Annotated in this window: 21 protein-coding genes, 1 tRNA gene and 1 CRISPR repeat array; of the genes, 5 read left to right on the top strand and 17 right to left on the bottom strand. The window is 71.9% G+C overall.

The features are described 5' to 3' along the window. On the bottom strand, nucleotides 1-986 hold a 986-nt coding region (locus AR3_RS11910; protein ID WP_217998520.1), incomplete at its 3' end, for a phosphatase PAP2 family protein. A 161-nt stretch (nucleotides 987-1,147) separates the two neighbouring features. Next, nucleotides 1,148-2,095 carry a glycoside hydrolase family 16 protein gene (locus AR3_RS11905; RefSeq protein WP_083951358.1) on the bottom strand — a complete coding sequence of 316 codons (948 nt, stop codon included), beginning with the start codon at nucleotides 2,093-2,095 and terminating at the stop codon, nucleotides 1,148-1,150. Between the two features lie 421 nt (nucleotides 2,096-2,516). Here AR3_RS11905 and AR3_RS11900 point away from each other — a divergent pair, with 421 nt between their 5' ends. Next, the gene (locus AR3_RS11900) at nucleotides 2,517-3,512 is read left to right on the top strand and encodes a LacI family DNA-binding transcriptional regulator (RefSeq protein ID WP_067913031.1); all 996 of its coding nucleotides are present in this window, start codon (nucleotides 2,517-2,519) and stop codon (nucleotides 3,510-3,512) included. 16 nt (nucleotides 3,513-3,528) lie between these two features. Here AR3_RS11900 and AR3_RS11895 read toward each other — a convergent pair whose 3' ends face one another. The 10 genes from AR3_RS11895 to AR3_RS11845 all read right to left on the bottom strand — a co-directional run bounded on the left by AR3_RS11895 (nucleotide 3,529) and on the right by AR3_RS11845 (nucleotide 12,668). Continuing rightward, nucleotides 3,529-4,194, bottom strand: a complete 666-nt coding sequence (locus AR3_RS11895; RefSeq protein ID WP_067913028.1) for an HAD family hydrolase — start codon at nucleotides 4,192-4,194, stop codon at nucleotides 3,529-3,531. Next, nucleotides 4,191-5,279: a phosphotriesterase family protein gene (locus AR3_RS11890; protein WP_217998519.1), complete on the bottom strand. Its 1,089-nt coding sequence runs from the start codon at nucleotides 5,277-5,279 to the stop codon at nucleotides 4,191-4,193. Before AR3_RS11890 ends, AR3_RS11895 begins: the two co-directional genes overlap by 4 nt. Then, nucleotides 5,276-5,905, bottom strand: a complete 630-nt coding sequence (locus AR3_RS11885) for a bifunctional 4-hydroxy-2-oxoglutarate aldolase/2-dehydro-3-deoxy-phosphogluconate aldolase (protein ID WP_067913025.1) — start codon at nucleotides 5,903-5,905, stop codon at nucleotides 5,276-5,278. The genes AR3_RS11890 and AR3_RS11885 overlap by 4 nt, the downstream gene beginning before the upstream one ends. Before the next feature lie 41 nt (nucleotides 5,906-5,946). Further along, complete coding sequence (locus AR3_RS11880) at nucleotides 5,947-6,912, bottom strand: NAD(P)-dependent oxidoreductase (RefSeq protein WP_083951356.1); 966 nt, start codon at nucleotides 6,910-6,912, stop codon at nucleotides 5,947-5,949. Between the two features lie 65 nt (nucleotides 6,913-6,977). After that, nucleotides 6,978-7,205 carry a cupin domain-containing protein gene (locus tag AR3_RS11875; RefSeq protein WP_067913018.1) on the bottom strand — a complete coding sequence of 76 codons (228 nt, stop codon included), beginning with the start codon at nucleotides 7,203-7,205 and terminating at the stop codon, nucleotides 6,978-6,980. A 95-nt stretch (nucleotides 7,206-7,300) separates the two neighbouring features. Next, nucleotides 7,301-8,089 carry a GntR family transcriptional regulator gene (locus tag AR3_RS11870; protein ID WP_067913015.1) on the bottom strand — a complete coding sequence of 263 codons (789 nt, stop codon included), beginning with the start codon at nucleotides 8,087-8,089 and terminating at the stop codon, nucleotides 7,301-7,303. 740 nt (nucleotides 8,090-8,829) lie between these two features. Continuing rightward, nucleotides 8,830-9,192, bottom strand: a complete 363-nt coding sequence (locus AR3_RS11860) for a MerR family transcriptional regulator (RefSeq protein WP_067913008.1) — start codon at nucleotides 9,190-9,192, stop codon at nucleotides 8,830-8,832. 476 nt (nucleotides 9,193-9,668) lie between these two features. Further along, nucleotides 9,669-9,923 (bottom strand): hypothetical protein, encoded by a 255-nt coding sequence (locus AR3_RS11855; RefSeq protein ID WP_067913004.1) that lies wholly within the window; start codon nucleotides 9,921-9,923, stop codon nucleotides 9,669-9,671. 38 nt (nucleotides 9,924-9,961) lie between these two features. Next, complete coding sequence (locus AR3_RS11850) at nucleotides 9,962-11,491, bottom strand: MFS transporter (protein ID WP_227023398.1); 1,530 nt, start codon at nucleotides 11,489-11,491, stop codon at nucleotides 9,962-9,964. A 457-nt stretch (nucleotides 11,492-11,948) separates the two neighbouring features. Beyond that, entirely contained in the window at nucleotides 11,949-12,668 is a 720-nt protein-coding gene (locus tag AR3_RS11845; protein ID WP_227023399.1) for an ABC transporter permease, read from the bottom strand. Nucleotides 12,669-12,744: 76 nt separating this feature from the next. Here AR3_RS11845 and AR3_RS31500 point away from each other — a divergent pair, with 76 nt between their 5' ends. Continuing rightward, on the top strand, nucleotides 12,745-12,921 hold the full coding sequence (locus AR3_RS31500) for a helix-turn-helix domain-containing protein (RefSeq protein WP_157406656.1): 177 nt from the start codon (nucleotides 12,745-12,747) through the stop codon (nucleotides 12,919-12,921). A 426-nt stretch (nucleotides 12,922-13,347) separates the two neighbouring features. On the opposite strand, the gene AR3_RS11840 is transcribed toward AR3_RS31500, so the two are convergent. From AR3_RS11840 to AR3_RS11830, 3 genes are all read right to left on the bottom strand, one after another. Beyond that, on the bottom strand, nucleotides 13,348-13,878 hold the full coding sequence (locus AR3_RS11840; protein WP_067913060.1) for a hypothetical protein: 531 nt from the start codon (nucleotides 13,876-13,878) through the stop codon (nucleotides 13,348-13,350). A 457-nt stretch (nucleotides 13,879-14,335) separates the two neighbouring features. Next, nucleotides 14,336-14,911: a CRISPR direct-repeat array (repeat unit 28 nt; unit sequence GTCGGCCCCGCGCACGCGGGGATGGTCC). A 172-nt stretch (nucleotides 14,912-15,083) separates the two neighbouring features. Then, nucleotides 15,084-15,155, bottom strand: a tRNA-Val gene (locus AR3_RS11835). 464 nt (nucleotides 15,156-15,619) lie between these two features. Further along, the gene (locus AR3_RS11830) at nucleotides 15,620-16,066 is read right to left on the bottom strand and encodes a PGPGW domain-containing protein (RefSeq protein ID WP_067912999.1); all 447 of its coding nucleotides are present in this window, start codon (nucleotides 16,064-16,066) and stop codon (nucleotides 15,620-15,622) included. Between the two features lie 317 nt (nucleotides 16,067-16,383). Here AR3_RS11830 and AR3_RS11825 point away from each other — a divergent pair, with 317 nt between their 5' ends. Continuing rightward, complete coding sequence (locus AR3_RS11825; protein WP_067913057.1) at nucleotides 16,384-16,806, top strand: SsgA family sporulation/cell division regulator; 423 nt, start codon at nucleotides 16,384-16,386, stop codon at nucleotides 16,804-16,806. A gap of 4 nt (nucleotides 16,807-16,810) precedes the next feature. Here AR3_RS11825 and sthA read toward each other — a convergent pair whose 3' ends face one another. Both sthA and AR3_RS11815 read right to left on the bottom strand, forming a co-directional pair. Continuing rightward, complete coding sequence (gene sthA / locus AR3_RS11820) at nucleotides 16,811-18,214, bottom strand: Si-specific NAD(P)(+) transhydrogenase (RefSeq protein ID WP_067912997.1); 1,404 nt, start codon at nucleotides 18,212-18,214, stop codon at nucleotides 16,811-16,813. A gap of 95 nt (nucleotides 18,215-18,309) precedes the next feature. Then, complete coding sequence (locus tag AR3_RS11815; RefSeq protein WP_083951354.1) at nucleotides 18,310-18,987, bottom strand: TetR/AcrR family transcriptional regulator; 678 nt, start codon at nucleotides 18,985-18,987, stop codon at nucleotides 18,310-18,312. A 249-nt stretch (nucleotides 18,988-19,236) separates the two neighbouring features. On the opposite strand from AR3_RS11815, the gene AR3_RS11810 reads away from it, so the two are divergent. Further along, entirely contained in the window at nucleotides 19,237-19,554 is a 318-nt protein-coding gene (locus AR3_RS11810) for a DMT family transporter (protein WP_067912994.1), read from the top strand. A 98-nt stretch (nucleotides 19,555-19,652) separates the two neighbouring features. Next, nucleotides 19,653-20,516, top strand: coding sequence for a polyphosphate--glucose phosphotransferase (gene ppgK / locus AR3_RS11805; protein WP_083951352.1), 864 nt, complete (start codon nucleotides 19,653-19,655; stop codon nucleotides 20,514-20,516). Nucleotides 20,517-20,540: the final 24 nt, after the last annotated feature.

Below are 20,540 nucleotides of genomic sequence, written 5' to 3'. Positions count from 1 at the left end.
CGGGCCGCTGCCGCGGTGCGGCCGGGCGCCCCGGAACCGGCTCGGCCGTCGGCGCCGCCCCTCCCCGCCGACGCGGCGTGCCTCCTCGCGCGCACCGGACCATGCGGCGCGGCTCGGCGGCGGCCGGATGCGACGTCCGGCCGCTCGTGGTCGTCATGAGGTGGGTCCAAGCGCCGAGGCACGAGGCGTTCCGGCCCGGCCGTGGGGCGCGCGGGCGGACGCAGCACGAGCATGACGACGGCGATGATGACCAAGGCGACGAGCGCGTCCAGCCAATAGTGGTTCGCGGTGACGATGACCACGTACAGCGTGACCGCCGGGTGCGCCAGCCACAGCCAGCGCCACCTGGTGCGGGTGGACAGGATGAGGCTGACCGCCACGAACACCGCCCAGCCGACATGCAGGGACGGCATCGCCGCGAACTGGTTCGCCAAGCCGTCGGTGTGCGCGGAGCCGTACACGCTCGGGCCGTACACCGCGCCCGTGTCCACGAACCCCAGGCCGCTCAGCATGCGCGGCGGGGCGAGCGGCACGGCGATGTGGACGGCCAGCGCCACGCCCGTCAGCACCGCGAGGGCCGTCCGCGCCCACCGGTAGTGCCAGGGCCGCCGCGCGTACGTCCAGATCAGGAACACCGCGGTGGCCGGAAAGTGGACGAACTTGTAATACGCGTTGGCCGCGACGACTGCCGACGGCAGGTGCAGCACCCAGTCCTGGAGGGTCTTCTCGCTGGGCAGCCGCAGGGCGCGTTCGATCTCCCAGAGCCGTCCGGCGTTGGCGAACGCCTCGCCGACGTGGTCGGCGCCGACCAGGCGGCCGAGCTTGTAGGCGGCGAACAGGAACGCGACGAGCAGCAGCTCCCGGAGGGGACGGAGCCATCGGCGCGTCGGGGGGCGATCGGGCCGCCCGGTTCCTTCCGGGCGGGTGTCGCGGTCGGCGGCGGGTCGGCCGTCGGGGCAGGGGGTGTGATCCCGCACAGGCAGCACCGAAGACTCCACTTCTTCGTGAAGGCCGCCCGAACCAAGGATGTCGCGTGCGGGAATCGAAAAGGAAGCACCGTTTTATATGAAGAACGTCACGATCGTCGGCGCACGCGCGTCCGGGCCGCCGCGGCGTCGGCACGCGCGGCGGCCCGGAACGCGGTGTCTCAGCGCTGGTAGACGGCGACGTAGTCGACCACCATCGACCGCCCCGGCACGGTCTGCGGGGTGGGGGTGGCCCGCCCGGCGACGCCGTCGGGGAAGCCGCCGCCCATCGCCAGGTTGAGCAGCAGGAAGTAGCCGCCGTGGTCGGTCATGGCGGCCCAGGCGTCCGCACCGACCCGGTCCTCGGTGACGGTGTGGAAGTGCTGGTCGTCGACGTACCAGCGCAGCTGCTCGGGGGTGACGCTGCGGTCCCACTCGAAGCGGTAGGTGTGCATGCCCGCCTGGCACGGAGTGCCCGGGCAGGGCCTGCTGGCGCCGATGCCGTCGGTCTCGCCGCAGGGGCCGCCGGGGTTGGTGCCGCAGTGGAGAACGCCCCACACCGAGTTGATGCCGTTGACGTTCTCCATGATGTCGAACTCGCCGATCGACGGCCAGTTCCAGTAGTTGCCCCGGTAGGGCGAGCCCAGCGCCCAGAACGCGGGCCAGTAGCCCAGCGCCTGCTCACCGGACACGTCCGGCATTTGGATGCGGGCCTCGATCCGCAGCACTCCGCCCTCGGCCGGCTTGAAGTCGGCGCGCCGCGTCTCGATGCGGCCCGAGGTCCATTCGCCGGACGCGGACCGCAGGGCGGTGATCCGGAGGTTCCCGGCGCCGTCGAGGCTGATGTTGGCGGGGTCGGCGGTGTACCGCTGCACCTCGCCGGTGCCCCAGTTGGCCGGGCCGCCCGGATAGCCGTGACCGGTGTCGATCTGCCAGTTCGCGGACGACGGCAGCGCACCGGCCGGGCCGTCGAAGTCGTCGCTCCAGACCAGCCGCCACCCCGACGGGGGCGGGGGGACGGAGGCCTGCGCCGGCGTCGCGACGGCCGTCAGGCCCAGAGCGGAGATGAAGGCGAGCGCCGTCGTCAGCCGACGGCGGCGCGATCGCCTGAGCGGGGATGGAAAGGACATGGCGGGGGGACCTTTCGCTCAGACTGACCGGCGGCGCCCGAGGAGGCGCCGCCTGCCGGATCCGGGGCCAATCTGACGCCGTCCCGCAGCCCTGTCAAGACCCAATGAGAGAGCGCTTCACGACCTCTCCGAGGAACCATTCAGTCGGCGGCCCGAATAAATTCCCTGGTAGAACGGCATTTGGCGGTACGTCTTGACAGCACGAAGATCTGGAGACCAGTCTGTGTGAGAGCGCTCTCAGACACGGCGGTCCGGGTCGCCTCCCCTCTCATCACTTCTCCGGCGGCCCGGGCCGCCGCGGCGCGCGTGCAGGTCGTCCCCGCGATTACGCTGACGTCGTGCGCGATCGGCTGTGTGCGGGGTCGACGACCACTGTCGCGGGGATCGTCACGGGGGAGGACGGCATGAGCGGGGACAGGGCATGAGACGGCCGACTCTGGAGGAGGTGGCCGCGCGGGCGGGCGTGTCGCGCGCCACGGTGTCGCGGGTGGTCAACGGGTCGGCCACGGTCACGCCGGAGATCCGCGCCGCGGTGCTGCGGGCGGTCGACCAGCTCGGGTACGTGCCCAACTCCGCCGCGCGCAGCCTGGTCACCCGCCGGACCGGTTCGATCGGGCTGGTGGTCTCCGAGCCGCCGTCCCGTGTGTTCTCCGACGACCCGTTCTTCGCGGTCGTCGCGCGGGCCGTCAGCCAGGAGCTGGAGGGGGCGGACAAGCAGGTGGTGCTGCTGCCCGCGTCCTCGCCCGCCGGACACGCGCGCGTCGAGCGCTACGTCGCGGGCGGGCACGTGGACGGGGTGATCCTGCTGTCCATGCACGGCTCGGACCCGCTGCCCGCCGCGCTGGCGCGCACCGACGTGCCGGTGGTGTCGCACGGCCGCCCCATCACCACCGTCCCCCTGCCCTACTGCGACTGCGACAACGTCGCGGGCGCCCGGTCGGCCGTGCGGCACCTGCTGGACCGGGGGCGGCGCCGCATCGCCGCCATCGGCGGGCCGCCGGACATGAGCGCGGCGCTGGACCGCATGACCGGGTACCGGGAGGTCTTGTCGGGCACCGACCGCAGGTCGCTGGTCGCCATGGGCGACTTCACCCGCGAGTCGGGCGCGGCGGCGATGCGGCAGCTGCTGGAGGACGACCCGGGCCTCGACGCGGTGTTCGCCGCCAACGACCTCATGGCGATCGGCGCGTTGCACGCGCTGCGGCAGGCCGGCCGCCGCGTCCCCGACGACGTCGCCGTCGTCGGGTTCGACGACATCGAGGCCGCCCGCTACACCGACCCGCCGCTGACGACCGTGCGCCAGCCGGTCGCCGAGGTCGCCCGCGCGGTCGTGCGCCGGCTGCTCGGCTCCGAGGAGGAGCGCACCGCCGAGCCGCTCATCCTGCCCACCGAACTGATCGTCCGCGACTCCGCCTGAGCGGTCCGCGGCGCCGTCAGAGCCGGGCCGGCGGGCGCAGCCACCGGCGCAGCGCGGGCAGGTCGGGCAGCACCCGGTCGGCGTCGGCGAGGTGCGGACGGCCGGGCGCGGCGATCCCGGTGACGGGGCAGCCCGCGGCGCGCGCGGCGGCGACCCCGGTCGGCGAGTCCTCCACGGCGAGCATCCGCGCGGGCGGCACGCCGAGTCGGCGCGCGGCCTCCAGGTAGGGGTCGGGGGCGGGTTTGGGCTCGGCGACCTGGTCGGCGGAGACCGCCGTGCGCACCAGGTCCAGGACGCCGATGGCGTCCAGCAGCGGCAGCAGCACCTCGGCGGGCGTGTTGGACACGACCGCCACCGGCCAGTGCCGCGCCAGCTCCGCGACCGTCTCGACCGCCCCGGGCAAGGCGAGCGGCGCGCGGGCGATCCGCGCCGCCGCCTCGCTCAGCAGCTCCTCACGCAGCGCCGCGCGGTCGACGGACCCGGGCAGGACGGCGGCCAGCAGGTCCACGGTCGCGGCGAGGCCGAGGCCGTGGGCGGCGTCGCGCAGCGCGTCGGTCATCCGCCCGCCGTGGCGCTCGACGACGGCGCGTTCGGCGTCGGCCCACGGCCGGTCGGTGTCGGCGAGCACGCCGTCGCAGTCGAACGCGATCCCGTCGATCGCGCGGCCGTTGACCAGGGTCATGACGTCCAGTCCAGGAGCCGGGCCGGATTGTCGACCAGGACGCGCCGGACGAGGTCGGGCCCCGCGGCGCGCTCCAGGCGCGGCACGAAACGGGCGGGCAGGTACTCCAGGCCGGGCATGCCGCCGTAGGCGATGTAGCGGGTGCGGCGGGCGACGTCGCCGCCGAGCAGCAGCCGGTCGGCGCCGCCGAGTTCGGCGGTGCGCAGCAGGCAGTCCAGGACGGTCGAGTCGGGCCAGGACTTGTGCCGCGCCATGCCGTCGTAGCCGAGGTAGGCGCCCGCGGCGGCGAGGTCGGCGTGCAGGCCCGGGTCGGGGTTGCGGTCGATGTGGGCGAGGACGACGCGGTGCGCGGGCACGCCGAGGCCGTCCAACGCGTCCAGCACCTCGAACGCCGCGCTGCCGTGCTCCAGGTGCACCATCACCGGGGCGCCGGTGGCGCGGTGCGCCCGCGCCACCCCTTCGAGCACGCGCCCTTCGAACTCCCCGATCGACCAGTAGCCGATGCCCGCCTTGAGGATGCCGGCCTTGGGCGCGTGCGGACGCGGCGTCGTCAGCGCGGAGTCGTCGCGGACGCCCTCGGTCAGCTCGGCGGTGAACAGGCGTCCCAGCGCGTCGGCGTCCATGCCGAGCAGCGGGTGGTCGTCGCGGTAGTGGGCGCGGCGGTGCGCGCCGGTGGTGAGCACGACGCGCAGCCCGGTCGAGCGGGAGATGCGCGCGACCGCCTCGGCGTCGCGGCCGAGGCCGACCGGGGTGGCGTCGATCATCGCGTCGACGCCGGCGGCGCGCAGCCGGGCCGCCTCCAGGCCGCCGCGCTCCTCGTCGTCCAGTTCGTCGCCCGGCAGCAGCGGGGTGATCTGGAACAGGTGCTCGTGGTAGTCGGTGCGGCCGAGGTCGGCGGCGTCGACGTCGCCCAGCGCGGTCCTGATCATCGCATCTCCTCCGCGACGCGGGACAGCTCGTCCACCCGGGGCGAGCGGCACGTCGAACACCTCGGTGATCGCCTGGGACCAGCCGTGCACGAAGTACCGCCAGCCGTCCTCGACCCGCAGCCCGGCGCGCTCCCGCTGCTCGCGCGCCGCCGTCATGCCCGGGCCTTCCGGAGGGCGGCGGCGAACGCGCGGGCCCGCGTGGTGATCTCGGCGCGGTCCCCGGCGGCGATCGCGGCGGACGGGCACAGCTCGCCCCCGGCGCCCACGGCGAACGCCCCCGCGGCCAGCCAGTCGGCCACGTTGTCCGCGCCGACCCCGCCGGTCGGCATCAGCGGCACGTCCGGGAACGGGCCGCGCAGCGCCTTGAGGTAGCCGGGGCCGCCCAGCGACGCCGGGAAGATCTTCACCGCGTGCGCGCCGAGCGCGACGGCGCGCATCAGCTCGCCGGGCGTCAGCGCGCCGAGCAGGGTGGTCAGGCCGGTGTCGAGCATGGCGCGGGCCAGGTCGTCGTCCGTGCCGGGGCTGACCAGGAACCGCGCGCCCGCGTCGGCGGCCTCGCGGGCCTGCCGGGCGGTGAGCACCGTCCCGGCGCCGACGAGCGCCTCGGGGTGGTCGCGCCGGGCCCTGTCGATGACGGCGGGCGCGTCCGGCGTGCTGTAGGTGATCTCGATCCCGGTGACACCGCCCTCGACCAGCGCGGACACGCATTCCAGCGCGGAGTCGGGGGTGGGCGCGCGCAGCACGGCGATGACGCCCGCGGCGCGGAGATCGTCGATGGACATGCCTTCCTTTCCGAGGTTGCGGTGTCGATGACCGCGAGCGGTCATGCGGGGACGGGGACCACGTGCGCGGGGGTGCGTCCGGCGAGCGCGTCGAGGACGGCGTCGGTGGCGTCCCGGCCCATGCGGTCGACGGCCTCGACGGTCTGCGCGCCGATGTGCGGGGTGATGACGACGCGGTCGGCCAGGTCGGACGCGAGCAGCGGGCTGCCCGCGCGCTCGTCGTGCCGTCCCTCGCCGGCGAGGGTGTCGGCGGCGTAGGCGGCCAGCCGCCCGTCGCGCAGGGCCTCGGCGACGGCGGTCTCGTCCACCAGGTCGGCGCGGGCGGTGTTCACCAGCACCGCGCCGGGGCGGACGCGCGCCAGCCAGGCGGCGTCGACGAGCACGGCGCCGCCGGGGGCGTGCAGGGACACCGCGTCGCAGCGTTCGGCCAGGTCGGCGACGCTCGCCGCCGGGCGCGCGCCGTCCAGGGCGTCCGCGGCCACGAACGGGTCGTAGGCCACGACCCGCGCGCCGAACCCGCGCACCCGTCGGGCGACGCCGCGGCCGATGCGGCCGAACCCGGCCACGCCCACGGTCAGCGCGCCCAGTTCCCGGCCGCGCCGGGTGCGCCAGTCGCCGCCGCGCACGTCCCGGTCGGCCGCGACCACCCCGCGCAGCGCCGTCAGCAGCAGCGCCACGGCCAGGTCCGCGACAGCCTCGCTGTTGGCGCCCGGCGTGTTGGTGACGGTGACGCCGCGGGCGGCGGCGGCCCGCAGGTCGACGTTGTCGACGCCGACGCCGTAGCGGGCGACGACCCGCAGCCCGGGGGCCGCCGCCAGGTGCTCGGCGGTGACCGGCGCGGTGCCGGCGATCCAGGCGTGCGCCTCCGCGAGGACGGGGCGGAGCTCGTCCAGGTCGTGGGTCGTGGAGCCGCGCACCACGCGCAGCCCCGCGGCGGCCAGGCGCGCCTCGCAGTCCGCTCGTCCCCGGCCGAAGGACCGGGAGGTGACGAGCACGATGCCGTTCATCCGTTCTCCTGTTCGAACCATGATTCGAGCCGCCGGTAGCCGTCCAGGAAGGACGCGCGGCGGCGCTAGTACTCGGCGTGCCGCGGCAGCTCCCCTTCGGCCTCGGGCACCGGCGACGAGGCAACCTCGTAGACCGCCGGGTCGTCGGCCACGGCCTGCTCCCAGGCGGCGGTGTCGGCGAACAGCCCGCGCAAGTTCGACATGCGGCGGGTCAGCACCGGTCCGGACGGCTCCATCCGGGCGTCGAAGGCGATCCGCATCGGGGGGACGAGCGGGGTGACGAACGACGACAAGGACGACCTCCTTCGCGAGCTCGTAGGGATACTGTCGTCCTGTCATTACAGGATGTCAAGTGCGAGGCCGCAGGTATCCGGGCCCCGAGCCCCGATCAGCGGTCGTCGTGCACCAGCATGTTGGGCAGCGCGCCCTGCCGCTCGCGGTGCCGTCGCAGGTTCACCTGGAACCGGCTGCGGTCCCCGCGGTGGTAGGCGATGAAGAACTCCACGGGCCGGCCCGTCACGTCCCACGCGGTGCTGTGCAACAGCAGCACGGGATCGCGCGGACGCAGCCCCAGCGCCTCGGCTATGGCGGCCGCCGCGGGCACGGCCTCCACCAGCCGCCGCCCGTGGTCGAGCTCCACCCCGTACTTGCCCTCCAGGACGCCGTACAGCGACTGCTCGGTGAAGTCCTCGTCGAGCAGCCCCGGCGCGATGTCGACAGGCAGGTAGGTGCGGGTGAGCACCCACGGCTCCCCGCCCACGTAGCGCAGCCGCTCGAGGTGGACGACCTGGTCGCCCTCTTTCAGCTCCAGCGCGGCGGCGACCTCGGCGGGCGCCGGGATCACGTCGAACGCCAGCACGCGGCTGCGCAGCACCTCGCCGCGCGCCCGGACGTCCTCGTACAGCCCGGTCAGCGACTGGAACAGCGCCTCGTCGGTCTTGCGGGCCGCGGCGAACGTCCCCTGCCCTTTGCGGCGGACGATCCGCCCGTCGGCCTCCAACTCGTCCAGGGCCTGCCGCACCACCGTCCGCGACACGCCGTACTCCTCGCACAGCGCCATCTCGCCGGGAAGCCTGCCGCCCGGCTCGATCTCGGTCTCGAGCCGCTCGATCAGCAGCTGCTTCAGCTGCGCGTAGAACGGCAACGGCGAACGGCGATCGATACGGCCCCCAACCATGGGCTCAGTATGTCATGTCAGGATGACAACCAGTCATCCCGCCTCCCACAGCACTCCCCCGCGCCGGCGCCCGCTGTCGCAGGCTCCGCTCAATCGCCATGGACGATGACATCGGCGCCTGCCGCCCGTCCCTGTCCAGGACCATGCCGCCTCACACCCCGCCGGGCGTGATGCCCACAGCCAGACTGCCGGAAGGCACGGCGGGCGGCCGCACTTCCGATGTGACATTCATCCCACGATCAGTCGACGGCCCCTCATCCGCTGGGCACACCGGCTGTCGACTCCGGTCCGGTCACCAATGTCCGCTCCCCACCTGCGGGTGCGTGACCTCGGATCTCGCGCTACCAGCTGACGTCGCAGGCAGGTCAGCGCCTACGGGCGGCCCCTAAGCCAACCCGCCGGGAGGAGCACGACGACGACCTGCGTCATCACGCCGGCGCCACCAACGACACCAATGGCCCGGCTCCAAAGCACCAACACCGCCGTCTCCAAGAAAACGGCGGCAGCCGGAGCACCCAACCGCGCTGCTGCGGCGGGATCGATGTCGCAACGCCAGGGACTGAACAGCCGGACATGGGCCCACTGGGCGACCGAGGCGCCGATCCGCTCTCCGGCCTCCAGGGAAGTCCGAGTCGCGTTCGACCAGGTGCGCGGCCGCGGCCAGGCCGACCGGCCCCGCACCGACGACCGCAACCGATGGAGGGGCATGATCATCGACGCGGCCGCCTTCCGGTCAGCGCCTAGTGAGGGATGCCTGCACGCAGGTGGTGCAGTCTGTCTTCCAGCTTGCGCTGAATTTCGGTGAGCGCGGTCACTTGCTCGCGCACCACGCGCAACCTCTGCTCGTAAACTGCGATCGCGTCCACACACACGGGCACGTTGTCGAAATCCTCGTCGAGGCAGGCATTCATCTTCTTGATGCTTTCGGCGTTGAGCCCGGCGTCCAGCAGCGCCCGGATGTTGCGTACCCGTGTCACCGCGGATTCGTCATAGTCGCGGTATCCGTTCTCCTGGCGCCGTGGCTTCAGAAGGCCGCGCTGCTCGTAGTAGCGCAAGGCCCTGGTAGAGACCCCGGACGCTTTGGCCAGCTCGCCGATGCGCACGCCTCGACCTCCCATCTCCGTACGCACCATTCGATGATGCGGTGATTGTGGTTTCTTCGTGCGGCACGAAACCGGCATCCGCGACCGGTACCACGGGGCGCTCACTGGCTCGCGGTCTTTCCGTCACCATCGAGACGAACACCGGCATCCGCCCCCGCGCCGCGTCCAAGATCGCCCAATGCTCGCACCTTCGACGGTAAGGCGCCCTTGCCAAGATGCGGCTCTGCCCAGGTTCTTCGACGGACAACGTGCCCCCAGGGCGTCTGTCGACGAGGGCGAGAGGTTGACGACCTGCAGGCACGGGGTCGAGCATCTGGCATTCGCGACGGCCGCCGTCGCGAACTCAGCGGCGTGCACGAGCTGCCGATCAGGCAAGGGAAAGCCACTTCGGCAACCGCGTCGTGCAGACGCGCAAGCCCAGCGCCCGAACCACTGGGGCGATCCGCAGCTCGAGTACGGGTCATGGTTCACCGGGCTCAGCATCCAGGGCAGCGCCACAACATCATGACGACGGCATTGCGACGCGGATGTTGATGGGACTCATCGGCGGCATACGGGTGACGGTCGGCGCTCTTGTCGTCGCGGATCACCATGTGGTGGGGCAGCACGCCGCGCACCGCCTCGTAGAAGCCGAAGCCGATCGCGTCATGGGGAGACCCGAACTCCTGGACACCCGGGGATTGCCCTCGCGGACGAGCCGCAGCCCCCTGCTCGACGAAGTGCAGCGCCATCGCTCAGGCCCTTCGAGGTGTTCCGGATCTCGGCGGGGTCACGGTGTCTTCACCGGGACGCGGGGTTCGGTTTTCGGGCGCCGGGCGGGATAGCGGCGCACGGTGGCGGCCGTGAAGGCGAAGTTGACCATGCCGATGACGGCGGCCGCGGCCAGGACTCCCGTCCCGCCGGTCCTGCTGAGCGCACCGCCGCCGATTATCCCGGCGAGCGCGATCCCCACGTACAGCCCGCTGGTGTTCAGTGCCACCGCCTCCGTGCCCGCTTCGCCCGCCAGTCGCAGGACGCGAGCGTTCATCGGTGGGTTGTAGGCCCATCCGGCCATCCCCCACACCGCCAGCAGCAGGCAGATCAGCCACAAAGGGGCGTGGCCGTCGGCGAGCAGACCGACCGCGGTCATCGCCACCGTCGACAGCACCACCGCGCCGAGCAGACCCAGCAGCGCCCGGTCAATGCCCCACCGGTCGGTCAGGCGCCCGCCCACGACCGTGCCGACCGCGCCGGCGACGCCGTAAACCACGATGAACGCCGACACCCAGCTGCTCCCCACGCCGGACAGGTCGTCCGTGACGGGGGCGATGTAGATGAAGGGCATCAGGCCGCTCGAGGCGCCGACCACCGTGCTCAGCACGCACGCCAGCACCGGCGGTCGGCGCAGCGGCACCAGCCGCGCCCGCACTCCTACCACCGGCATCTCCGGCAGGCGCGGCAGGGTGGTCGCCGTCACCGCCACCGCCAGGCCGGTCAGCACGCCCACGCACACGAACGCCGACTGCCAGCCGAAGTTCTCACCCAGCCACGACCCCACCGGTACGCCGACGACCAGCGAGACCGTGAGTCCCGCGGCGACCGTGCCGATGGCGCGTCCCGTCCGCTCGGGCGGGGCGAGAGTGCCCGCCACAGCGAACGCGGCCGGGCTCACCGCCGCGGCCACCAGCGCCGCCGCCACGCGCAACGCCATCAGCAGCGGGTAGGAGGCCGCGAAGACCGTGACGACGTTGACCACTGCGAACACCGCGAGGCCGCCGACGATCAGGAGGCGGCGGGGAACGCGCGCCGTCGCCACCGCCAGGATCGGCGCCGCCGCGGCATAAGTGACCGAGAAGACCGTGACCAGCTGGCCGGCGACCGCCTCGCTGACCTCCAGATCGGAGGCGATCTCCGGGAGAATGCCGGCGATGATGAAGTCATCGGTGCCGATCGCGAATGTCGCGAGCAGCAGCCCGAACAACCAGCCCATTCCTTGCGGGCCGCGTTCGTCCACAGTTTTGGAATTCATCGACGCACCAGGAATCTCCTGCTTTTCGAACCGTTGTGCGCCGCCACGGTAAAAGGTTGACGTATACGTCAAGGTCAAGGTCCGGCTCTGTGACCTGCCCCACAGAGTCCCGCGATCTGTCAATCCCAGATCTCGCTGACAGGACTTCTGCTCGGGGCATTCGTGGGGCGCCTCAGAACCTCGAACAGCTGCTGCCGCGCGTGTGGTCAGACGGCCAGCCTCGCGCGCCGCTTCCGCTGTGCTTGATGCAAGCTCTGCGCGGCGGGACGCGAGGCTGATGCCGACGGGCATGGTGACCTCGTTCAGAGGTCGATTGCGCGGATGCTCGTCGGAGTCCTCCCCCAGGAGTCGCGGGCGCGATGCATCGCTGCACCGCGCCTGCGACGGCAGCGATCACCCATGTCGGTCACGCTCGCCTCGCCGACACCCGGCGGCCCCACGGCTCGATCACGGAGAAATACCTTGGGCCGGGGAACGAACAGTTTGGTGGGACGCTGGGGTCAGCGGTCCTGGCCCTTCCAGGCGGACTTCGGCCTCGCTGCGCAGGTCGATCGGCACGCAGCACCCGTCCTCGTCGCGTCTCGCGCCCGTCATGGGCGCACCTCCTTGGCGGCGGTCTCAGCGCTCCGGGAGTCTGGCTGTGTCGCGAGGTGCGATTGCTCGGTTCGAGTGGACGTGCGGTCGGCACGGCGGTTCTCGGTCGTCGACCGGACGCCTCCCGCCAGCAGGGCCCGGAAGAAGGAGTCCATCAGATGGCCGAGAATGCCGATCCACAAAATGACCGCCATGAGCTGGTCGATGGCGAGCTGATCGCGGGCGTTGAGGATCGCGTAGCCCAGCCCCGACTCGACGCCGAGCATCTCGCAGGGACGATGACGATCCACGCGGTTCCGAGCGCCAGGCGCAGTCCCGTCAGCAGCGGCATCCGCACCCCGGGCAGGACGATCGTGCGAAGCCGTTCGACGGGCGTGGCTCCTAGAGAGCGGGCCACCAGTAGGAAGCCCGGGTCGATCGCCTGCACCCCGGCGGCGGTGTTCAGCATGATGGGCCACACGGCGGCGACCGCGACGAGGAAGTAGACCGGGCGGTGGCCGATCCCGAACAGCGCGATCGCGACCGGCGCCCCTGACAGGGGCGAGATCATCCGCAGGAAGTGGAACAGCGGCCGGGTGGCCCGCTCGACGGCGGGCACCAGCCCGACCAGCAGTCCGAGCGGCACACCGCACGCCGCCGCGATCGCCAGACCGAGGAACAGCCGCCACAGGCTGGCGGCGGTGTCGGGCAGCAGCCGACCGTGCACGGCCGCGTCGAACAGCGCGGGCACCGCCCGCTGCGGCGCGAACCCCGACAGCACGACGTGGCCGGACGCGAGCACGGAGGTCAGCAGCCACCACAGCGCGACCGGCACCAGGATCGGCACCAGCACCGGGAGCACCCGGCGCGCAGACCGCACGGTTCCGGTGGTCACGGGACGTTCACCTCTTCGACTCGGGTAGTGGTTCGGCCTGCCCGTCGGCAAGGCAGGACGCACCCACCACTTCCGCGTGCTCCGCGAGGCAGGCCTGATCACGGTCGAGCAGTACGGAAACCGCACCGCCGTCAGCCTGCGCCGCGACGACATCGAGGCCCGCTTCCCCGGCCTGCTGTCCGCCATCCGCGCAGGCACGGCGTCACGCAACACTCCCGACAGCCCCGGACACACAGAAGCCGACGGTCTCTGAGCCAACGCCCACACGCCGTCACCGTTTTCAGACTCAGCCGATGCGGCCTGACCAAGTAACGACCAGGACGCTGCTCAAGCGATCGGGACGGTCCAACTGCCACAGCCTGATCGGACGATTGATGCGCCACTACCACTGGTGTGACGCCCACGGGTGGACGTGCACCTCAGGGCAGGCAAGGGGCGCCTCCCAGGCAGCGAGCCTCGCGCCGCCCCCGAGGCCTTCGCTTGCCAAGCGCCTCTCCTCCTGGAAGCACTGTTACCCGGTCGAAAGCGTGGCCATTTGCGATGCGTGCCGACACTGATCCCGGCGCTTGGCGCTTGAAGCCCTGCTGACCGCGCACATCAGGGGTGAGCCGAGACAATTCCACCACCGTCAACGGGACGCCGCTGCCGGCTCCGCGAAGGCCCGTCCAAAAGGTCACCCTCAACCTGACTGCGCGCTCCTGCCTTCCCAGAGCATCTCCGTCAGCTCGAGCCGCTCGGCCCAACGCGCCATCATGTACAGCCGGGTGTGCGTCCGCTGCTCCTCGCGCACCAACGTGAACCCCTGGGACAAGTTGTAGCGGGCCACTTCGGGGGCGTGGCAGTGCCGTCGCACCCACGGCACCTCGAGCCGGGCGGCCCGGTCGACCGCCCACAGCGCCATCACCGTCCCCGGTCTCCGCTCGCGCAGGGCCGGGTGGGTGATGGACCCCGACAGATACAGCGCGGGCTCGGCCAGCTCCTCCGCCGTCCATCCCCACGGCGGCCCCTGGTCCTGCACCACCATCTGGCCGACGACGCCATGCTCGTCGCTCTCGAGCACCCACACGTCCCCGCAGGGGTTGTCGCACTGGGCGACCAACTCATCAACCGCCCCCCGCCAGCTCGGCAGTCCACGCTGCTCCATCCAGGCGCACCGGGCCTCGATCATTTGGGCGACCTGGCGCCGGTCGGCGCTGGTCGCAAGACGCATCCGCACTCGCCCATCCTGCGGCACCGAAGACTCGCCTGCCGATCCTTCACGCCGAAACGGCCGTCACGCACCTCAACTTGCCAAACCATCCCCGCGTGCGCGGGGCCGACGAGTGAAGCGGAGTTCGGGATCTCCCGTGATGGGACAGGATGTCGTTGCCTGCCGGACAGGAGCCATGGCAGGCGGCGCATAGGTGCAGCGGCCAGCTGATGACGCACACACTGTGGCCGTAGTGCTCGGGCCGGAAAGGCGACAGGACAGCTGGACTGGAGTGGCGAGGGGCCACAACTTAGCCTCCAAACGGCGCGGGGGCCACGACTTCGGGTCCCGCTGTTGGCGTCACTCGTCGCTTCACGACCGTCTCGTTCAGTGGATCGCCCGTCGGCCCAGCGGGGAGCCGTCGGTGCAAGCTAATGAAAACCTGGCTTCGCCGTCATAGACTCGCAGGTCAGCAAGTGTCGGCCCCGCGCACGCGGGGATGGTCCGACTCCTCATCATCTCCGCGCGCGCGTGCGCGCGTCGGCCCCGCGCACGCGGGGATGGTCCTCATCTCGGGCAGCATGTCACGCAGCAGAGTTGGTCGGCCCCGCGCACGCGGGGATGGTCCCCCCTAGATGTGACGCCAGGTGGTCCCACGGGGTCGGCCCCGCGCACGCGGGGATGGTCCATCCGGATCCGCCGCGAAGGTTGTCGTTGACGCGTCGGCCCCGCGCACGCGGGGATGGTCCTCAGGTCGTTGGGCAGGTGGCCGGTGACCGCCAGTCGGCCCCGCGCACGCGGGGATGGTCCGCTCGCACCGACCACGGTCGAGACGGTGTTCGCGTCGGCCCCGCGCACGCGGGGATGGTCCCGTCCGGACAACACCAGTCGTGCCGGTGAGCACGTCGGCCCCGCGCACGCGGGGATGGTCCCGGCACATCCAGCCCCTGCACGAACACGCCTTGGTCGGCCCCGCGCACGCGGGGATGGTCCAGCCCAACAGGAAGGAAGCCACGGCGATCCCCGGTCGGCCCCGCGCACGCGGGGATAGTCCTCATCATGGGTCGCACACCTACGACGCAGCGGTTGGCGCATCTGGCATTGAAGGAGCACCGAAGGAGCTATGGGACCGCCGGGCACGCACGATGTAAATGATCACGCAGGTACAACGCACGAACAGCAGAAGACCCGCCCCTCACGGCCGAGGAGCGGGTCTCTGACCTGCGTGGGCGATACTGGGTTCGAACCAGTGACCTCTTCGGTGTGAACGAAGCGCTCTCCCACTGAGCTAATCGCCCCTGCCGGTCCGCCTTGCGGCGTTCCCGACGACCAGAAGAGTAGCGCATGTTGGGGGTTGTTCGCGCATCGGAGGGGAGATCCGCCGGAACGGCGGGCGGCGCCGGCCGTCGGCATGCCTCGTCGCAGTCTTCCTCGGCGGCGTGATCTGGCAGGTCATGGGCGCGTTCGGCGACGGTGGCCGGGGACCGGAAGCGAGAGGGTGTGCTGGCTCACGCTATCCCGGGCGTGCGGGGACGGCGGAAGGAAGCGGCCTGAGCGTGGTCTGATGCGGTCCACGCCCAACGGGGCTGGGAAAGGCGGCGAGGGCACACGCGGACGCTGGGGATCCGTCGGGGTTCGGTTGGGATCGGCGTCCGAGGGGGGCGCGCTCTTCGGTGGGCTCGTCCGGTCTCAGAACAGGCTGAGGTGCTGCGGGGCCGGGCGGTGGGAAGGTGGCTGAAGGGGGTCGGGTGAACGTTGGGGGCTACTGCCAGGGGGTGAGGTCGGTGATGTTCCAGGGGAGCGCGAAGCCGTAGATGATCAAGTAGGCGGTCACGGCGGCGCCGGCGAGGATGCCGGCGAGGACCGCCATGATGGCGTTGCGACGTTTGGTGCGGGGGTCGAGGGCCTTCTCCTTGGCGCGCTCGGCCGCCTGGCGGGCGCGGTGGAGGGCGCGCTGGGCCCAGGCGAACTCGGTGGCGAGGATGGCGAGGCCGACGACGATGCCCACGATCCCGGGGCCGGGCGTCACCATCATCACCAGGCCGCCGAGCAGAACGGTCACGCCCACCGTGAAGACGCCGATCTGCCAGGTGGTGTTGAGCAGCCGGTTGCGGCGGATGAACGCCCGGAACCGCACGAAGCCTCCCGGCTTCTCCTCGGCCCCCTCGACGGCCGACGATGAGAGTTCCTTTTCTTGTTTAATTGCCATCTTATTACCCTAGGCCACAAAGGCGGTCGACTCGGACCACTCGTCCCAATTCGGCAATCGTCAGCGGCCCGCCCATCCTCGCATATCCCCTCCGCACCGCCCGGCGCCCCGCGCCCGGCCGCCCCTATGATCCGCTTTTGCCCAGGTCAGAGGCTACTTCACGGACAGTGAGATGGATCACACGCGGTGACCGGAACGGAATGTTCCCCCGCGTTCACTCAGTTACGGGTCATAGATCGCGGGGACACCCGGGGGTGGAGTGAAGTCCCACCGGGAACGCCCGCGCGTCAGCGGGACCGACGTCCGAAGGAATGGCCATGAACAGCAGCACCACCGTCTCGACCGAGCTGGGCCTCCGACTCGTCGTCCCCGACCGCACGACCGTGCCCCTGCTGGCCGGGCTGGAGTACGCGGCCGACGACCCGTACGCCATCCGCATGGCCTTCCACGTCGGCGACGGCGAACCGGTGGAATGGATTTTCGCTCGGGAGCTGCTGACGGTGGGCATCGTGCGACGGGCGGGCGACGGCGACGTGCAGGTGTGGCCGGCCGGACCCGACGATGACGAGGGCACGCTCAACCTGGCGTTGTCCTCGCCCTTCGGCAACGCGCGCTTCCTGGTGCCCCTGTCCCCCTTGGCCGACTTCCTCCACCGCACCTACAAGGTCGTCCCGGCGGGGCGGGAGTCGGAGTTCATCGACATCGACGCCGAGCTGGACGACCTGCTGTGGTCGTCGTGAGCGGTCACCCGCTGAGCCGGGCGATGTGCCGCATCTTGTTCATGGCGTCCAGCGCCGCCACCTTGTAGGACTCCGCCAGCGTCGGATAGTTGAAGACCGCGTTGACCAGGTAGTCCACGGTCCCCCCGCAGCCCATGACGGTCTGCCCGATGTGCACCAGCTCGGTGGCCCCGGTCCCGAACACGTGCACGCCGAGCAGCGAGCGGTCCTCGGGCGACACCAGCAGCTTGAGCATCCCGTACGAGTCGCCGATGATCTGGCCGCGGGCCAGCTCCCGGTAGCGGGCCACCCCCACCTCGAACGGCACCTTGGCCTCGGTGAGCTCGTCCTCGGTACGGCCGACGAAGCTGATCTCCGGGACGGTGTAGATCCCGATCGGCTGCAGCTCGTGCAGCTCCGCCACCGGTTCGCCGCAGGCGTGGTGCGCCGCCAGCCGCCCCTGCTCCATGGACGTGGCGGCCAGCGAGGGGAATCCGATCACGTCGCCGACGGCGTAGATGTGCGGGACCTCGGTGCGGTAGTCGCCGTCCACCGTGATGCGGCCGCGCGCGTCGGCGGTCAGCCCTGCGGCCTCGAGGTTCAGGTCGTCGGTCATGCCGTGCCGCCCGGCCGAGTACATGACGGTGTCGGCGGGGATGCGCTTGCCGCTCTCCAGCACGGTGATCGCGCCGTCCGGGCGGCGTTCCACCGAGGCGACGGTCTCGCGGAACCGGAAGGTCACGGCCAGGTCCCGCAGGTGGTACTTGAGCGCCTCGACGATCTCCAGGTCGCAGAACTCCAGCATCCGCTCGCGCCGTTCCACCACGGTGACCTTGGTGCCGAGCGCGGCGAACATGGACGCGTACTCGATGCCGATCACCCCGGCGCCGACGACGACCATCGTCTCGGGGATGCGCTCCAGGCGCAGGATGCCGTCGGAGTCGATCACGGTCCGGTCGTCGAACTCGACGCTGTCGGGCCGGGCCGGACGGGTCCCGGTGGCGATGACGATCTTGTCGGCGGTGACCTTGAGCTCGCGGCCGTCCCCGTCGCTCACGCCGATGGTGTGCGGGTCGAGGAACCGGCCGGTGCCGGACAGGACGGTGACGTGGTTGCGCGCCAGCTGGCTGCGGATCACGTCGACCTCCCGGCCGATCACGTGCCGGGTCCGCATGCCCAGGTCGGCGACGGTGATGTCCTCTTTGACCCGGTAGCTCTGCCCGTACAGCTCGCGCTGATTGAGCCCGGTGAGGTACAGGACGGCCTCGCGGAGGGTCTTCGACGGGATCGTCCCGGTGTTGATGCACACGCCGCCGAGCATGGAGCGCCGGTCGACGATCGCCACCCGCCGTCCCAGCTTGGCGGCGGCGATCGCGGCGCGCTGTCCTCCGGGTCCCGAGCCGAGCACCAGCAGATCGAAGTCGCTCACGCCCCATAGTGTGACGGGATTCGCGGTACGCCCATAAGCCCCTGAGCGGAACATTTCAGATCGTCAACGCGACGCCGCCGGGGCGCTCGGACGCGTCAGGGGGCGGCCAGGCCCGCGACCAGGTCGTCCAGTCCGGCCTTGACGCGCTCGAGGCTCATCCCGCGTCCGCGCCGCTGATGCCGGAACAGGTTGGCGGCCAACGGGGCGAGCAGGGCGTCGGCGAGGTAGGCGGCGTCGGCGGACGGGCGGATGCGGGCGATCAGCGTCTCCAGGTGCCTGCGGTACACCTCGTAGGAGCCGTCGGCGAACCGCGCGTCGGGCGAGTCGGCCTCGGCCATGAGCAGCAGGTCGAGCTGCTCCTCGGTGCGGTCGGCCAGGGCCCGCAGGAACGCGCGGACGCGGTCGAGGGGTTCGGCGCCGGGGCCGAGCGGCGGCGGGCCGTGCAGGAAGGCCGCCTGGAAGTCGCGTTCGCGGTCGTCGAGGACCGCGTAGAGCAGCCCCGCGCGGTCGCCGAAGCGCCGGTAGACCGTGCCGACGCCGACCCCGGCCGCCCGCGCCACCTCGTCCATCGTCAGGGCCTCGACCCCCCGCGCGGCGATCAGGTCGGCCGCGGCCGCGAGGATCTTGCGCCGGTTCTGCGCGGCGTCGGCGCGTTCGCTCCGGCCGGCGGCCGGGGCTCCTCGCGCGGGAGAGCGGACGAGCTGAGGAAGCTCGCGGCGGCCGGACGGCGGCGCCGCGGTGTGCTCGGGGGCGTCGGTTCGGGTCTCGCTCACCCGGCTCACCTCCTCCGCGTCCGCCGTCTCCCCGGCAGATTACCGGAAGACCCTCCGGATCCGGCCTTGTAAGCGGAGGACTCTCCGGATATGGTGACGTCCGGAATTAAATGGAGACTTCTCCGCTTACCAGGGAGAGCGGGGACGAGTCGATGCCGGCGCGGCGGACGCGACATGGGTGCGGGACGCCGACCGGGTCCCCGGCGCGGCCCGCTCCGTGCCGGACGGATGACGTTGGGAGGAGATCGCGTGGCCTGGTTGCTGCTGGTCGTCGCGGCGCTGATGGAACTGGTGTGGGCGACCGCGCTCAAGCAGTCGGACGGCCTGACCCGGCTGGTGCCGAGCCTGGTGGGGCTGCCGGTGAGCCTGCTCAGCGTCGTCGTGCTGTCGGTGGCGATGCGGGAGCTGCCGGTCGGCACCGCCTACGCGGTGTGGGTGGGGCTCGGCGCGTTCGGCGTCGCGGTCACCGGGATCGTGGTCCTGGGCGAGAGCGTCACGGTGCCGCGCCTGGCGTTCCTGGCGCTGATCCTGATCGGCGTGATCGGCCTGCGGGCCGTCGAAGGCTGACCGGCCGTGACCACAATGTCCCCCTTAATCCGGCGCGTCCAGGGCAGGCTTGCATCGAGGCTCGCCGGGGAGGCGTGCGGGATCACGGGAGGCATCGCATGGAACTGCTCGGCATCGACATCGGAGGCTCGGGGATCAAGGGCGCGCCCGTCGACCTCGACCGGGGCGTGCTCGCCGCCGAGCGGCTGCGCGTCGAGACGCCGCATCCGGCCGAACCGCGGCCGGTCGCCCGCGTGCTCGCCGAGATCGTGGAGCATTTCGGCTGGACGGGACCGGTCGGCGTCACCTTCCCCGGCGTGGTGAAGGACGGGGTGACGCTGTCGGCGGCCAACGTGTCCAAGAAGTGGATCGGGGTGGACGCGCGGGAGCTGTTCGCCGCGGCCACCGGCCGCCCGGTGACCGTGGTCAACGACGCCGACGCGGCGGGCATCGCGGAGATGCGGCACGGCGCCGGGCGCGGCGCGGGCGGCACGGTCGTGGTGCTGACGCTCGGCACCGGGATCGGCAGCGCCCTGTTCACCGAGGGCGTGCTCGTCCCGAACACCGAGTTCGGGCACCTGGAACTCGACGGCAAGGACGCCGAGTCGCGCGCGTCCGCCCGGGTGCGGGAGGAGAAGAACCTGAGCTGGGACAAGTGGGCGCACCGGTTGTCCCGCTACCTGCGCCACCTGGAGGCGCTGATCTCCCCGTCGCTGATCGTCCTGGGCGGCGGGGTGTCGAAGAAGGCCGACAAGTTCCTGCCGCTGATCGAGGGCGTGCGGGCGCCGATCGTCCCGGCCGCGCTGGTGAACAACGCCGGGATCGTCGGTGCCGCCATGGCGGCCGCGGACGAGGCGGCGCGGGGCGCGCCGGACGGCGCGGCCGAGACCGCAGCCCCCGGCCGCCTGATCGACCAGCCCGCCGCCTTCTACTCCGACCGGCTCGCCGCCACCCAGGCGCCCCGCTCCGGATCGACCGGCTGACGGCCCGGCACGGCCCGAAGCCGA

Origin of the sequence: Actinomadura rubrobrunea NBRC 15275 (assembly GCF_001552235.1) — a bacterium.
In the GTDB taxonomy this organism is placed as follows: domain Bacteria; phylum Actinomycetota; class Actinomycetes; order Streptosporangiales; family Streptosporangiaceae; genus Spirillospora; species Spirillospora viridilutea.
This window is presented reverse-complemented; position numbering and strand designations above follow the sequence as displayed.

Excerpts from the sequence above, each read along its gene's own strand:
- AR3_RS11830 (WP_067912999.1), bottom strand. The coding sequence starts at position 16,066 with ATGGCAATTAAACAAGAAAAGGAACTCTCATCGTCGGCCGTCGAGGGG.
- AR3_RS11890 (WP_217998519.1), bottom strand. The coding sequence starts at position 5,279 with ATGACGGCGGCGCGCGAGCAGCGGGAGCGCGCCGGGCTGCGGGTCGAG.
- AR3_RS11905 (WP_083951358.1), bottom strand. The coding sequence starts at position 2,095 with ATGTCCTTTCCATCCCCGCTCAGGCGATCGCGCCGCCGTCGGCTGACG.
- AR3_RS11840 (WP_067913060.1), bottom strand. The coding sequence starts at position 13,878 with ATGCGTCTTGCGACCAGCGCCGACCGGCGCCAGGTCGCCCAAATGATC.
- AR3_RS11895 (WP_067913028.1), bottom strand. The coding sequence starts at position 4,194 with ATGACCCTGGTCAACGGCCGCGCGATCGACGGGATCGCGTTCGACTGC.
- ppgK (WP_083951352.1), top strand. The coding sequence starts at position 19,653 with ATGGAACTGCTCGGCATCGACATCGGAGGCTCGGGGATCAAGGGCGCG.
- AR3_RS11900 (WP_067913031.1), top strand. The coding sequence starts at position 2,517 with ATGAGACGGCCGACTCTGGAGGAGGTGGCCGCGCGGGCGGGCGTGTCG.
- AR3_RS11870 (WP_067913015.1), bottom strand. The coding sequence starts at position 8,089 with ATGGTTGGGGGCCGTATCGATCGCCGTTCGCCGTTGCCGTTCTACGCG.
- AR3_RS11825 (WP_067913057.1), top strand. The coding sequence starts at position 16,384 with ATGAACAGCAGCACCACCGTCTCGACCGAGCTGGGCCTCCGACTCGTC.
- AR3_RS11880 (WP_083951356.1), bottom strand. The coding sequence starts at position 6,912 with ATGAACGGCATCGTGCTCGTCACCTCCCGGTCCTTCGGCCGGGGACGA.
- AR3_RS11885 (WP_067913025.1), bottom strand. The coding sequence starts at position 5,905 with ATGTCCATCGACGATCTCCGCGCCGCGGGCGTCATCGCCGTGCTGCGC.
- AR3_RS11855 (WP_067913004.1), bottom strand. The coding sequence starts at position 9,923 with ATGGCGCTGCACTTCGTCGAGCAGGGGGCTGCGGCTCGTCCGCGAGGG.
- AR3_RS11850 (WP_227023398.1), bottom strand. The coding sequence starts at position 11,491 with ATGCCCGTCGGCATCAGCCTCGCGTCCCGCCGCGCAGAGCTTGCATCA.